The organism is Synechococcus sp. W60.1, assembly GCF_047461575.1.
In the GTDB taxonomy this organism is placed as follows: domain Bacteria; phylum Cyanobacteriota; class Cyanobacteriia; order Thermostichales; family Thermostichaceae; genus Thermostichus.
Genome location: NZ_JANSHL010000001.1, coordinates 195,521 through 208,193 on the forward strand (window position 1 = coordinate 195,521; position 12,673 = coordinate 208,193).

Below are 12,673 nucleotides of genomic sequence, written 5' to 3' on the forward strand. Positions count from 1 at the left end.
TTGCTGTTTGAAATAATGAAAGTATTCTGCTTGGGAGCAAACCTTAGGCAGCAAGGGATCCTCCGCTGTTTTCACCCTTTCCACAGAGAGGATCCTGACCTATCTCAGGGGCTTCCACCAGGCGATTTCCCAACTCACGCTTGCCCCTCTCCCTGACGGCGGATTAAGAAGCGGATTTCCTGAAGGAGAACCTCAAAGCGTTGATCCGATTCAGCCTGCCGCTGCCTCAATTCTCTCAGCTCCTGCCGCAATTCCCGCACTTCCTGCCGCAATTCCAGGACAACCTCAGCGAGACGCCCTGAAAGGGTTTGCAAGGCAAGCTGAGCATCGGTAACCTGGGCAACTGTATTGGCCACCCTGGTCACAGCTTCGGCCAACTGGACAAACCGCGTCTCAATTTCCTCATTGGTCATGGCCGGGTGTGTCTTGCTTGGCTAATGATTAGCTCATTCTACCCTGCACGGTATGGAGTGTCACTCTCTGAGAATGGGCCGCAATTTTGAGGAAAAACCGGCTGGCCAACGGGGGTTATCAACCCAGGGATCCCCCATTCGCGCAAGTCAGCTGGCCAGCGCTATGAGGGTGGTGTAAATCCCTTGGAGGGACGCAGTGGCCTGGCTCCAGAGGATGTGGGTTAACGACCACCTATCCAGACCCATGGCCCCGCACAACAGCAGCAGATACAGGTTGGCAAACGTGAAGAGCGAGGCCGCCCGATCTCGGTCGCAGGGATCCTGCAGCAACTGCACCGCCTTCCAAACCAAGAGGGATCCCAGCAGCGCCGCCGCGCTCAGATAAAAGGATCCCAGCATCCCTAAGGGGTAAACCAGCAACAGGCTGACCGGAACCATCAGCAGCGCGTAGAGCAAAATCTGTGCGGCAGTGAGTCTTTCGCCCACTACCACCGGCAGCATCGGCACCCCGGCACGGGCATAGTCTTCCCGCTTCAGAATGGCCAAAGCCCAGAAGTGGGGTGGAGTCCACAAAAAGATGATGGCGAACATCACCCACGCGGCCCAGCTGAGCTCGCCTGTGGTTGCTGCCCAGCCCACCAAAGGTGGGATCGCTCCTGCCGCTCCACCGATGACAATATTTTGCGTGCTGGAACGCTTCAGCCAGTGGGTATAGACCCCCACATACACCAGGATCCCCGACATGGCCAAACCGGCAGCCAGCAGGTTGGTGAAAATAGCCAACAACCCAAAGGCAGCCAAAGCCAGGATCCCCGAAAAAATCAGAGCATCCCGCGCCCGGATTCGACCGGAAGGCAGGGGACGATGGCGGGTTCGCTCCATCATCCGATCGATATCGGTGTCATACACCATGTTGATGACGTTGGCTGCCGCCGCCGCCATTCCTCCCCCCAAAAGGGTGATGAAAAACCTGAACGGGTCGGTGTTGCCTGCCATCCACATGGCCCCAGCCGTCGTCATCAGCAAGAGGGCGATGATCTTGGGCTTCACCAACTGGCTGTAGCTGCGCAAAACCTGGACAAGCGCCTGGCGCTCGCACCCCAGAGCACATGGGCTCTGCTCAGAGGGGATCCCCCCCATCGGGTTCTGGTAGGAAGCCTGACGGTCGACTAAAACGCTATCTTGCATGAAATTCACTCACCGGTCATTTCTGCGGTCATGGCCATCCACTGGCCTTCTTCCCCCTGGGTTCGCATTCGCCAGGCCAGCACCGTAAAACCCAGCAGACAGGCCAGCAAAGCTGCCCCCATCATCTGATGGGCCACCGTTAGGGGTTCTACCTGCAGCCGGTAATGATAGGTCAAAACACCGATCCCCACCTGGGCCAACAGCAGGCCAACAGACCCATGGCCCAAGAACTTGAGAAGGCGGGGGATCCGCTTGCGCCGCAGCCCGGTGGCCACCGCTACCGCCAACACCCCAAGGGTGGCCGGAGCAACCCCCAGCAAGTGGCTATTCATCACCCAGCACAGCTCGCCGGCAGCAAAGCATTGATGCAAAGCCCATTGGGAGGCCACCAAGGCGCCCAGAAGGCTCTGGACATACACCAGCAGCACCGCCCCCAAGCCCAGCCAAGGCAAGTAGCCGACGGAAAATGGCCCTTCACCCAGTCGCAGCGGCAGGATGGAGTCCTTAGAACCGGCTCTTGTCCAGATCAGTAATCCCAGAGTGAGCAAAGTGGCAAAAAACAGCAGGCCCGTGCCCAAGTGGGCCGTCACAATATCAAAGCGCAGCAGCTCCGTGACCGTCAGCCCACCCAGGATCCCTTGCATCAAGACCAGAACAAAAGCCCAGCTCAAACCCCAGGGCAGCCAAGTGGGCAATGCCTGACGCTTCAGCCAAGCAAACCCCATCAGAACCAGCGTAGCCAAGCCTACCCCAGAAGCCACCATGCGGTGAAGCCATTCCAAAAAGACTTGTAGGTTCATCTGCTGGCTGGGCACAATTGCCCCGTAGCAAAGGGGCCAATCTGGACAGGACAGCCCAGCATTCATGACGCGGGTGGCACTGCCTAACCCCATCAGCAGCCAAGTGGCCAATGCTAACCCCAGTAGGGCTTGTCCCATACGCAGGGAAAGCTTGTCTGAGAGCACAGGATTCCGCTGGGAAGAAGGTTGGGATTGATGAAAGATCGAAGAATCCATTGCAGTTGAAGGCATAGCAAAGACTGGGCTGACGGCTCGAGCATCTGCACTGAAAAAGAGGCTGGGCTGAAAAAGCCTAGCCGGCTTGGTATCGGGCCATCTGGAAACAAAGACGCAGGTTACTCGCTGACTATTCCTCGAAGCCAATCCTAAATGCGGTTTTGTGGCTGGCGAAGGCTTTTTAAGAATTTCTTTCTCGGCGCACAGGTGTTCCGAATCCTAGGCACCTCTGGGAAGTCAAGCCAGCAGACCAATCCTTTTCCCCCTGGGAGAGGGGTCGCGGCAGCGGCGCGAAGCGTTTGGGCGGCAGCGGGAGTGTCTCAATCTCGTTTGGAATGACTACAATGCCTGAGCGCCAGAGGAAACCGATCAGCCAACTCCTCAACGACCAAAGAGGTTAGCTGCCAAAGTCCTTCCCACTGGCTCTGGTCGTGAAGATGAGGTAGCCGGGGGGTCATCAGCCCCAATAGGCTCAGGGGATAAGGGATCCTTATCATCGCCGCTGCAAGGGGCTATGGTGTTCAACCCAAGAAGATTGAAAAAAGGCTATCCCTGGGCAGAAGCTGGCCCGGAAATCGGTCTGCCAGGCCTGTAGCCACTAGCGAATGTACTGAGCCAAAGCCCGCGAAGAATAGCCCACCCGCAACTTGCGCAGGGCATCCCGCTCGATCTGACGAATCCGTTCCCGCGTTAGGTTGAAGTGATCCCCCACCTCCCGCAGGGTTCTCGCCTGTTGCCCGTCTAACCCATAGCGCAACTCCAGCACTTGCCTCTCAATCGGCTTGAGGGTTTGCATGGCAGAACGCACATCCTGCTGCATGGATTGCACGAGGATCCCTTGAAAGGGCTGCTCTTGCCGCTCATCTTGCAGCAAATCTCCAAGGCGGCTTTCTCCTTCTTGGCCGACCGGCACATCCAGCGACAGGGGCAAAGCAGCAGCCTGTTGGATCATGCGCAGTTTCTTGACTTTAATGCCCAAGGCTTCTGCCAGCTCCGCTTCGGTGGGCCGCCTCCCCTGCAGCTTCATCAGCTCGCGGTTGGTGCGCTTGAGCAGGCGCACTTTGTCGACCATGTGTACCGGCAGGCGAATCGTCCGTGCTTGATTGGCAATGCAACGGGTAATGCCTTGGCGAATCCACCAATGAGCATAGGTGCTGAAGCGAAACCCCCGCTCCGCATTGAATTTTTCGGTGGCCCGGATCAACCCGATATTGCCCTCTTGGATCAGATCCAAAAACGGCACCCCCCGATTGAGGTATTTCTTGGCAACGCTGACCACCAGGCGCAGGTTGGCGTTGATCAGCTTGCGTTGAGCTTGCTCCCCTTGTCGGATGCGGGAGCGTAGGGTGGATACGGAAATCTGCAGGGCCTCGGCCAAAGCCTCGTCACTGGGATCCTCCCCCCGCTGTTGCCGCCATTCCTGCCGGGCTTGATCGATGAGGAGCTTTTGCTGAATTTTGCGCGACAGCTCGATTTCCTCAGCGTGATCGATGCGGGGCACGCGACCGATGGTATTCAGGTAGTGATCGACAGCGTCTTCATTCAACCGGGATCCGCCGGCCCCTGGCTCTGAGTCAACTTCTGCGAGGTCGTCTTGAGGGGCAGACTCGGGGTCGAACCAGAGATCGTCGAACTCCTGAGGCGAAGAGACAGAGTGTTCAGGATGAGGACGAGAAAAAACCACAGCCAGGTGAGGAGAGAACTTCATCTCCCAGTCTAAAAAGGTTTCTGCTGCTGCTGCGAGCGAAAATCGATCATGACCCTCTTTTTTGTCCGGAGATTTTTCCGTTTAGATGCGGGAACAGCAGGGATCCCATCCGTCAAGTCCTTGTAGGCAAGGGGTTGCCCGGCAAAAAGCGGTAAGCGATTTTCGATCTAGACCTTGAGATAAGATTGTTCCTGAGCCAGTCAGCTCAACGGCTGCCGGGTGGGATCCCAGAAAAAGGGAACCTTGCCAGCTCAGGCTACCATGTGGGGAACCCTCGACTTGCTCAGTCTGGAAAAGAATATTTATAAAGAATATTTATATTTAAAGCTTTCTGCTCCTATGGAGTCTAACGACCGGCACCATCCATCGGCCAACTTGATTGGGGAGCGGGTGCGCTGGGTACGGGAGAAGCTGCAACTCACCCAAGATCAACTGGCGGGCCGCTTGGCCAAGTACGGTGTGCAGTTGGACTACGTCAAGATTGGCCAGGTGGAAAAGGGAAAACGGCGCGTCATTGACAAAGAACTGGTGGCCTTTGCCAAGGCGTTGGGGGTATCGGTCACTTGGCTGCTGAGCGGAGATGAATCCCACCTGTAGCGGCTGGTGGGAAGATATATCCGATACAAGTATCTCGAACGAAAAGACGTGAAGATACGTAAGTATCCTGCGCTTTTCGGCGTGATCTTGGTCAATTTCCGTGTAAGTACGGTAGGCTTAATTTACGAATAGATTGGTTTGAGGCCAAACCTCATCTTTCCCTCAACCATCCGAGGGGGTAGGAGAGGCGGAGAGATACAGCGCCTCGTCAGCAGTACGGGTTTTTCCAACAAGGATCGGGATCACGGCTTCTTCACCTAAACTTGATATTGTTGACTTGGCGTTAAGCTGCCGCCGTCTATCTGGCCGTCTATCTGTTTGTGTGAGGTTTGCCGATGCTCTCTTTCTTCTTCAACTCCAACAAGGCCAACAGCCGACAAACCGGAGGCCACCGTCTGCCTGCTGCCAGCAAAACCACAGGCACGCAACGGATCCCCAACTACAGCCGCCTGTCCGCTCCCCATGAAGTGCTCAAGCAGGAAAGGCAGATCAAGCGGGAGCAAGAGTTTACAGAAATGGAGCAAAACATCAATCGCATTCGCTACTTCTACCAAAAAGCAGATATGCCCCTGGAGATGCGACAAATTCTGACCTACCGTAAGCTGATGGAGCTGGACTACTTTACCCCGCAGGCGGCAAAAGAGCTGCTCAAGCAATGGCAGCAGCAGGAAGAGCAAGAACGCCGTCGGGCTTGAGAAAAGGGCAATCGAACCTTGGCAAGTAGGCTTGTTGAGCCAAGAGTTCCCGGTCTACGGGTAAAGGCCGCGATCCTGTAGGGCTTGCGCCACTCGGCCTACCCCTAGGGTGTAGGCAGCCAGTCGCAGCGACACTTGCCGCCGTTCTGCCTCCTGCACCACCCGTTCAAAGGCACGTACCATCAGACCTTCCATTTCTTGATAAACTCGCTCTTCATCCCAGAAGACGTAAGAGAGTCCCTGCACCCACTCCAGATAGCTCACCACCACTCCACCGGCATTGGTTAGGATATCCGGCAATACCTGGATCCCTCGCGATTCCAAAATCCGGTCGGCGGCAAGGGTGGTTGGCCCGTTGGCAGCTTCTGCCACAATCCGGGCTTGAATTTGGTGGGCATTGGCTTCGGTAATTTGATTTTCCAGAGCGGCAGGGATCAACACATCCGCTTTTTGCACCAGCAGGTCGGCATTGCTAATGGGCTCAGCCTGTGGAAAGCCCGCCATGCGGCCTCCCCGTTCCTTCATGTAAGCTTTGAGGGCGGGGATATCCAGTCCATTAGGATTGTAAAGGCCCCCAGAACTGCCGGAAACCGCCACAATTTTGGCTCCCGCCTCATGCAGCAAGCTGGCCGCTGCCCCGCCCACATTGCCAAAGCCTTGGATCAACACCGTTGCCCCTGCCAGGGATCCACCATGTCGGGCCAAGGCTTCCCGTACCGTGATCATCACCCCCCGTCCGGTGGCCAGTTCTCGCCCTCGGGATCCCCCAATCGAGAGAGGTTTGCCCGTCACCACTCCCGGCACCGCATGCCCAACATTCATGGAATAGGTATCCATCACCCAGGCCATCTCGCGGGCGGAAGTTCCCATGTCTGGAGCGGGGATATCCTCTGCAGGGCCGATATCCTTGATCAGCTCGCTGGTGTAACGGCGGGTGATGCGCTCCAGCTCCGAGACCGAATAACGCTTGGGATCGAGGGGGATCCCCCCTTTGGCCCCACCGTAGGGAATGCCCATAAGGGCACATTTCCAGGTCATGAGCATCGCTAAGGCCGATACCTCTTCAAGGGTGACCGCGGGATGGTAGCGGATCCCCCCTTTGTAGGGGCCGAGAACGTTGCAATGCTGCACCCGATGGCCGGCCAGCACTTGGATTTGTCCGTTATCCAGCCGCACGGGGATCGCCACCGTCACCACTTTACGGGGGGTGCTGAGGATTGCCACCCAGCCGGGATCCAGTTTCAGCTCGCGAGCTGCCCAATCTAGGTAGCTGCAGGCCTGGGCAAGGGGACAGATATGGGCGGGAGAGGGAGGAGCAGAAGAGGCGAGCATGGGACTTGCAGCCATGGCGAAGAGAAGCAAGGGCTGTTTCCACACTATACCGCCGGGAACCGGAGAGGAACGTTCCGTAGCAAGCGTTACAAATAGTTGAGGATCTGCAGCAGAACAAAACAGAGGCCGGCACTGGCCAGGGGCACGGTCAGGTTATCCAACCCCCACCAAGAGAACACCTCCAGCCCCATGGTTATCCCCCCCACCAAGAGGCTGATGGCCAGCAAAGGGGGGGAGAAGCCAAAGTACCCCAGCAGCAGAGCCGCGATCACCAAGCTGCTCACCGCCCACATGGTCAGGGATCCCTCCCAGCTTTTTTGAAGGGATCCCAGTTGGTAGGGGTGTTTGCCCCAAGTTTTGCCCACCAAGCCCGCCAGGGCGTCGGCCCACGTCATCACCAATATGCCGATCACCGCGAAGACCTGTCGCTGGGGACGCCAAAACCAAAACAGCAGCAGGCCAATGCTGACGGCGTAGAAACAGGTGCCAAAGCTGCGGCGACCGACTCCATTCAAGCTGGGCAAGATGGCCACCCGGTAGGAGAGCAGCGCCAAGCCGGCAAACACCAGAGAGAATCCCACCCCTAGCCAGCGAGGCACTTGCAAAGCCCAAGCCAACAAAATGATATTGCCCACGCCGATGTGGATGACCTTACGCACCCATTCCCCGTCCACCTGGCGGGAGCGCAGCCATTCCGCAAAAGCAAATACGGCGGCCAGCCAGAGAGCATAGCAAGCAAGCTGCTGGGCCAGGCCCATGAAACGGCCTCAGAGGGTTTTCAAGTAGCTGAGCAGATCTGCCATCTCCTGAGGATCCGGCTGGAACTGGGGCATGGGAGGCGTTTTGCCACCGGTCACCTGCTGAATAATAAACCGATCCGAGCGGCGGCTGCTCACCCCCCGCAGACTGGGCCCCACTCGCCCATCCGCTTCTTCCCCATGACAGGCTGCACAGTTGAGGGCAAACAAGGATGCACCATGGCTAACCTGCCCCTGTAAGCTGAGGACGGCTTCCGTGTAGGGATCCAGACGAGCCTCAGCACTTAGCCAAGCCCAGGTCAATATCGCCAGCCCTAGGCCGAGGAGGGCAAGACCCAGCCGAGTTTTCTGAGCCCAGACACTTGTAAAGAATCGCTGCAAGGATTTGAGGAAGGGTTGTAAACGTCGTTGGGATGGAGGCTGAAGTCGCTTTTGCTCAAACTCAACCCAACTGCCAGTTGACGACTGGCTGCTGCAGGATTGAGGAGTGTCTGAGAGGGAGGGAGACACAGACAACGCTGAGAGAAACCGTTTCAATCTTTTACATTTCAACCAACACGATAACTCAGGAGCCTTTCCCTGCCAATAATCTGTAAAGGTATTTACTTTTTCTTAATGGTTGGCTGGGCCACGTGAGACTTTGATCCCTCTGAGGGGGAACGGTTGGGAAAGAGCCGCCCCATCACCTCCGCTTGGGCCCAGGGATCCCGGTTGAGGCTGTGGATGGCATTGGCCCATGGAAAGTGCGCCCGCAGGCGACGGTAGAGAGATAAATTACCGTAAATGACGACGGCTGCCACCCGCTCCCGATGCTGTTGCAGCCAATCCAGCACATAGTTGGGCAAGGGATTCCCAAGGAAACCTTGGAAAATCAACCCTGGGGCGTTGTCTAGAGCGGCTTCCAGCCAAGGTAGGGGGGTAAGGGCATCGCTGAGCACAGGAAGCATGCCCAGGGCAGCCGGAACATGGAGGGCGGGAGACTGCAACTGCACATCGGCAGCACCCAAGGGGGGATCCTGCCAGATCCAGTTCAACCATCCGGGCTCTGCGGGCGGGCTGAGGGGCCGGCCTCCTTCCACGCCACCGCGGGCCATAGCCGCTTGACAGGGGGCGATATCCTTCTCGGCCAAGAGGGATCCCAGCTGTGCGGCTCTGTGCAGAGCGGAGGTCAGGTGGGAGCGCCTGTTGAACAACTTTCCCAACGCCGTTCGCGTCCGCGGAACGGAGTCCTTGTCCTTGGAGATGGGATCCCCCAGCAGCAAAGGCTTCAGTTGCTCGGCGGGAGAGCCACGGTTGAGGGCCGGATCTGTGGGATCCTTGGCTCCCATCCATCCGCCAAGGGCGCTGAAGTCGGTTTCTGCCAGGGCCGGCCACACCTGTTTGAGGAGAGCTGAGGCGGCAGGTAGGATTCGCTGTTTGGCCCGCAGCACCCGCGTCACCGACTGGGCAAGCTGGGCTGCGCTGAGGGATCCCTGTTGCACCGCTTCCAAAACGGCTGCCAAGGATGCCGTTGGATCGGGGGGGGTCAGAATCAGATCGGCACCGGCCTGGAAAGCCCGCACGGCCAATGAGTTGGGAAAGGACTCCGTCCCGCTAACGCGAACGGCCAGCTCTGCCAGAAAGCCTTGATCGAGGCTATCCACGACGATAAGCCCACCAAACCCCCATTCCTGGCGCAGCAGTTGGGTCAGCCGCCCCGGCAGCAGGGTGATAGGCCAGCGCTCATCCCACTCCGGCAGCACCACATGAGAAACCAAGATCGCCCCCACCTGCTCCACCAAACCTCGAAAGGGCAGCCAAGGCCCCTCTTGGAGCTGGGCTAGGGTCAGGGTTAATCGGGGGCACCAGGGGGTGTCTGTTGTCTTTGGGGATGGCTTCAGTCCGGCCTGAACCGGATCCCTCCAGCCTTTGCCCGGAAAAGAGCTGGCTGTGGTTAGGATCCCGCCTGTGCTGCCCGGGGTGGCTTGCTCACATCCGCGCACAAAAGCTCGCGCCAGTTGCAAAGCAGACAGGGGATCCTCCGCCAGCGCCCCTTCCCCCAGCGGCTCTGCCACCGGGCTGAGCAACCAATTGATGCCGATGGCCGCCGCCTCCCGCGCCGTGATCCGCCCCCACTGCTCGGCCCAGCGCTCGGCTTCCGCCCCCAGGCGGCTCAACCCTAGAGGATGGGGGAAAGGGGTCGCCCCCTGCAGGGCCAGCCCCCGCCCGACCTCGGCTGCCACCAAAAGGGGCAGAGCCGCCCAAGACTGGGCCTCCTCGATCAGCAGCAGGGCCTCGGCCACGTGGCCATCCGTGAGCCAGATGCCCCCGATCCCCACCTCCTGGATAAGCCGTTTGAGGATCTCTCGGGGAGGAGACTGGGATCCCAGACGGGCCGAGACCGGCACCACCAACAGTTGCGCCACCTGCCGGGCTAGGGACAAGGGTCGGTCAAGTTCCTCGAGCGGAGATCCGGAAACACTCATAGGCACAGCCGAAAGTTCGTCAGCAAGGGGAACTGCTCCCTTTGCAGAAACGCAGATCATGATAGCCACTCCTGCCGGTTGCGGCTCGCAGCGGGCTGTTGAGGGCTAACGAGAAAGCCGACAACGGTCACAGGTGCCACAGGGCAGGCCGGGCTGCTCCCCAGGGTAGCCAAAATAGGGCAAGATCGCCTGCCACCGACAGCCGCGGGCGTGGATGAGGGCTTCCATCCCTTGCCAGGGATCCTCTCGTCTTAAAGGCTGCCAACGGCGGTGCAACACCTGAAAGTGAAAGGGATCCGGCCAGTGCAGGCAGCCCATCTCCTGCAATAGACCCAGGGCCACCCGTACCTCTCCAGGCGGCAGGTCGGCGTAGGATCCCTGCTGAGGCAAGGTTTGCAGCAGGTGGCGTGCTCGGGCCTGAAGGCGCTCCTGCTGGGAATAGAAATAGGCCTGGCGCTGGCGATCGCTGGGATCCAGCAGGCCCGTCGGCTCCGAGACCAGCATCAGGGCCCGGCAAGGGCCACCATCCCGACCACCTCGCCCCACCTCTTGCAAATAATCCATCAAGCTGGGCGGGGGATGAAAATGCAGCACCCAACGCACATCCGGCTTGTTGATCCCCATGCCGAAGGCGTTGGTGCAGACCAGAAAGCGCAGTTCCCCCTGCAGCCAGGATCGTTCCAGCCGACGGCGGGATCCCGCTTCCAGTCCCCCATGGTAGGTGGCGGTTTTTAGGTTCTGTCGGCCCAGCCACTCGGCCAGCTCTTCCCCATCCCGTCGGGTGCGCACATAGACCAGACCCGAGCCGGGATTTTCCCCCAGGAATCGCAGCAGACGACGACGACGATCCGCCGGGCTCCAGGCTATCGCCACATTGAGGGAGAGGTTGGCCCGCAGGGGATCGGCGCGAATGCACTCCGGATCCCGCAGCTCTAGGATTTGGCTGAGGCGGCTGCAGGTTTGGGGGTCAGCCGTGGCGGTAAAAGCGGCGATGGGAAAAGAGGGCTTCACCGGGGCCAGAGCCGGGCGCAGCAATCCCAGACGGCGGTAGTCGGGCCGGAAGGATCCCCCCCAATGCACCAACGTGTGGGCCTCATCCACGATCAGGCCGTTGATGTGCACCTGAGGCTGTTGCAGCCGTTGCCAAACGGGGGGGCTGAATAGAGTCTCCGGCCCCAAATAGAGCAGGCGCAGTCGGTTTTCCTCAAGGGCCTTCAACACCCGCTTGCGCAGGGCCGGATCCAGTTCGCTGTGGAGACAGGCCGCCGGCAGCTTGCGTTTCCAAAGATCCTGAACTTGGTCTTCCATGAGGGCGATTAGGGGTGAAACCACCAGCATCACCCCCCTTTGCAGCAGAGCTGCTAGCTGAAAGCACAGGGATTTGCCAAACCCCGTCGGCAACACCACCAGCGCGTCGCGCTTGTCCAGCAGAGCCTGGATCACCTGATCCTGCGGTGGGCGCAGCGTCTCGTAACCCCAGTGTTGCTTGAGGGCCTGTTGGATTTGCTGCCAATCCTGCAAACGGCAACCCCCTTTTCAACAATTTCCTTCAGCAATCTACAGCGATTTCGGGAGAAGCTGTCTTATAGGCTATTTCAAATCCCGCTGAACCTGCTAGCTCCCCTCTCCCAAGGGGTGAGAGCGCAGAGGATCGGCCCCACCGGCTTGCCTGTAGGGGATCCCTGTCACACCTATCCCCGTGTCCAGGGGGCTGGGATCAGGATCCCCGGCAGAGAAGGGATTCTCACCTGCTGCATGGGTGAAGGTGTCGATGGCGGCGGGCTTGTGCGATCCTAGAGCTGGGACTTCCCGCCTGCTTCGATACTTTTCCCATGACTGCCAAAGTGCTCCGCACCGCTGACGCGAACGACTCCTCGCGCCTGCTCCAGCCCAGAACGGCCTCTGTTCACCGTCGCACTGGAGAAACGGATGTCCAAATTCATCTGAACCTGGATGGCAGTGGGCGCCATGAGATCGATACTGGGATCCCCTTTTTGGATCACATGCTGGCCCAGCTCAGCACCCACGGGTTGATCGATTTGCAGATCAAGGCCATAGGGGATCTGCACATCGACGATCACCACACCAACGAAGATGTGGGCATCACGCTGGGACAGGCTCTGGCGCAGGCTTTGCAGGATCGGCGGGGCATTCATCGCTTCGGCCATTTTTGGGCGCCTTTGGATGAAGCCCTGGTGCAGGTGGTGCTGGATTTTTCGGGTCGCCCTCACCTCAGCTATGGCCTGGAGCTGCCCACAGAGCGCATTGGCCGCTACGAAACCCAGTTGGTGCGGGAGTTTTATCAGGCGGTGGTCAACCACGCCCAGCTTACCTTGCACATTCGCCAAGCTGCCGGTCTCAACGCCCACCACATTGTCGAGGCCAGTTTTAAGGCGTTTGCCCGTGCCCTGCGCATGGCTGTAGAACGGGATCCCCGCCGACAAGAAGGGATCCCCAGTTCGAAGGGAGTACTCTAGGCATGAACTGGCCACGGAGACTGT

12 protein-coding genes are annotated in these 12,673 nt (G+C 58.9%); 3 read left to right on the top strand and 9 right to left on the bottom strand.

Annotation, left to right across the window (positions count from 1 at the left end; all coding sequences use genetic code 11):
• Nucleotides 1-134 precede the first annotated feature (134 nt).
• The 4 genes from NW805_RS00875 to NW805_RS00890 form a co-directional block, all read right to left on the bottom strand.
• Entirely contained in the window at nucleotides 135-413 is a 279-nt protein-coding gene (locus NW805_RS00875; protein ID WP_414343242.1) for a hypothetical protein, read from the bottom strand.
• A 147-nt stretch (nucleotides 414-560) separates the two neighbouring features.
• Nucleotides 561-1,553, bottom strand: coding sequence for a heme o synthase (locus tag NW805_RS00880; RefSeq protein ID WP_414421481.1), 993 nt, complete (start codon nucleotides 1,551-1,553; stop codon nucleotides 561-563).
• Between the two features lie 53 nt (nucleotides 1,554-1,606).
• Complete coding sequence (locus NW805_RS00885) at nucleotides 1,607-2,539, bottom strand: COX15/CtaA family protein (RefSeq protein ID WP_414421348.1); 933 nt, start codon at nucleotides 2,537-2,539, stop codon at nucleotides 1,607-1,609.
• A gap of 676 nt (nucleotides 2,540-3,215) precedes the next feature.
• Nucleotides 3,216-4,325 (bottom strand): RpoD/SigA family RNA polymerase sigma factor, encoded by a 1,110-nt coding sequence (locus tag NW805_RS00890; RefSeq protein ID WP_414421349.1) that lies wholly within the window; start codon nucleotides 4,323-4,325, stop codon nucleotides 3,216-3,218.
• Between the two features lie 339 nt (nucleotides 4,326-4,664).
• Between NW805_RS00890 and NW805_RS00895 the strand changes: the two genes are divergently transcribed.
• Together NW805_RS00895 and NW805_RS00900 are read left to right on the top strand one after the other, a co-directional pair.
• Entirely contained in the window at nucleotides 4,665-4,922 is a 258-nt protein-coding gene (locus NW805_RS00895; protein ID WP_041436246.1) for a helix-turn-helix domain-containing protein, read from the top strand.
• Nucleotides 4,923-5,257: 335 nt separating this feature from the next.
• Nucleotides 5,258-5,617 (top strand): hypothetical protein, encoded by a 360-nt coding sequence (locus tag NW805_RS00900; RefSeq protein WP_414351532.1) that lies wholly within the window; start codon nucleotides 5,258-5,260, stop codon nucleotides 5,615-5,617.
• Nucleotides 5,618-5,671: 54 nt separating this feature from the next.
• Here the strand turns inward: NW805_RS00900 and NW805_RS00905 are convergent, their stop codons facing one another.
• The 5 genes from NW805_RS00905 to NW805_RS00925 all read right to left on the bottom strand — a co-directional run bounded on the left by NW805_RS00905 (nucleotide 5,672) and on the right by NW805_RS00925 (nucleotide 11,693).
• Nucleotides 5,672-6,949, bottom strand: coding sequence for a Glu/Leu/Phe/Val family dehydrogenase (locus NW805_RS00905; RefSeq protein ID WP_414421350.1), 1,278 nt, complete (start codon nucleotides 6,947-6,949; stop codon nucleotides 5,672-5,674).
• Between the two features lie 86 nt (nucleotides 6,950-7,035).
• The gene (locus NW805_RS00910) at nucleotides 7,036-7,707 is read right to left on the bottom strand and encodes a diacylglycerol/polyprenol kinase family protein (RefSeq protein ID WP_414421351.1); all 672 of its coding nucleotides are present in this window, start codon (nucleotides 7,705-7,707) and stop codon (nucleotides 7,036-7,038) included.
• 9 nt (nucleotides 7,708-7,716) lie between these two features.
• Nucleotides 7,717-8,010: a c-type cytochrome gene (locus NW805_RS00915; RefSeq protein ID WP_369791762.1), complete on the bottom strand. Its 294-nt coding sequence runs from the start codon at nucleotides 8,008-8,010 to the stop codon at nucleotides 7,717-7,719.
• Between the two features lie 299 nt (nucleotides 8,011-8,309).
• Nucleotides 8,310-10,130 carry a glycoside hydrolase family 3 N-terminal domain-containing protein gene (locus tag NW805_RS00920; protein WP_414421352.1) on the bottom strand — a complete coding sequence of 607 codons (1,821 nt, stop codon included), beginning with the start codon at nucleotides 10,128-10,130 and terminating at the stop codon, nucleotides 8,310-8,312.
• 147 nt (nucleotides 10,131-10,277) lie between these two features.
• A complete protein-coding gene (locus NW805_RS00925) occupies nucleotides 10,278-11,693 on the bottom strand; it encodes a RecQ family ATP-dependent DNA helicase (protein ID WP_414421353.1) in 1,416 nt (471 codons plus the stop codon).
• Between the two features lie 311 nt (nucleotides 11,694-12,004).
• On the opposite strand from NW805_RS00925, the gene hisB reads away from it, so the two are divergent.
• The gene (gene hisB / locus NW805_RS00930) at nucleotides 12,005-12,649 is read left to right on the top strand and encodes an imidazoleglycerol-phosphate dehydratase HisB (protein WP_414416231.1); all 645 of its coding nucleotides are present in this window, start codon (nucleotides 12,005-12,007) and stop codon (nucleotides 12,647-12,649) included.
• The last annotated feature ends 24 nt before the right edge of the window (nucleotides 12,650-12,673 follow it).

What these genes read in the sequence shown, in the direction of transcription:
- NW805_RS00890 (WP_414421349.1), bottom strand. Translation starts at nt 4,325, where the DNA reads ATGAAGTTCTCTCCTCACCTGGCTGTGGTTTTTTCTCGTCCTCATCCT.
- hisB (WP_414416231.1), top strand. Translation starts at nt 12,005, where the DNA reads ATGACTGCCAAAGTGCTCCGCACCGCTGACGCGAACGACTCCTCGCGC.
- NW805_RS00885 (WP_414421348.1), bottom strand. Translation starts at nt 2,539, where the DNA reads ATGGGACAAGCCCTACTGGGGTTAGCATTGGCCACTTGGCTGCTGATG.
- NW805_RS00900 (WP_414351532.1), top strand. Translation starts at nt 5,258, where the DNA reads ATGCTCTCTTTCTTCTTCAACTCCAACAAGGCCAACAGCCGACAAACC.
- NW805_RS00895 (WP_041436246.1), top strand. Translation starts at nt 4,665, where the DNA reads ATGGAGTCTAACGACCGGCACCATCCATCGGCCAACTTGATTGGGGAG.
- NW805_RS00880 (WP_414421481.1), bottom strand. Translation starts at nt 1,553, where the DNA reads ATGGGGGGGATCCCCTCTGAGCAGAGCCCATGTGCTCTGGGGTGCGAG.
- NW805_RS00905 (WP_414421350.1), bottom strand. Translation starts at nt 6,949, where the DNA reads ATGCTCGCCTCTTCTGCTCCTCCCTCTCCCGCCCATATCTGTCCCCTT.
- NW805_RS00875 (WP_414343242.1), bottom strand. Translation starts at nt 413, where the DNA reads ATGACCAATGAGGAAATTGAGACGCGGTTTGTCCAGTTGGCCGAAGCT.
- NW805_RS00910 (WP_414421351.1), bottom strand. Translation starts at nt 7,707, where the DNA reads ATGGGCCTGGCCCAGCAGCTTGCTTGCTATGCTCTCTGGCTGGCCGCC.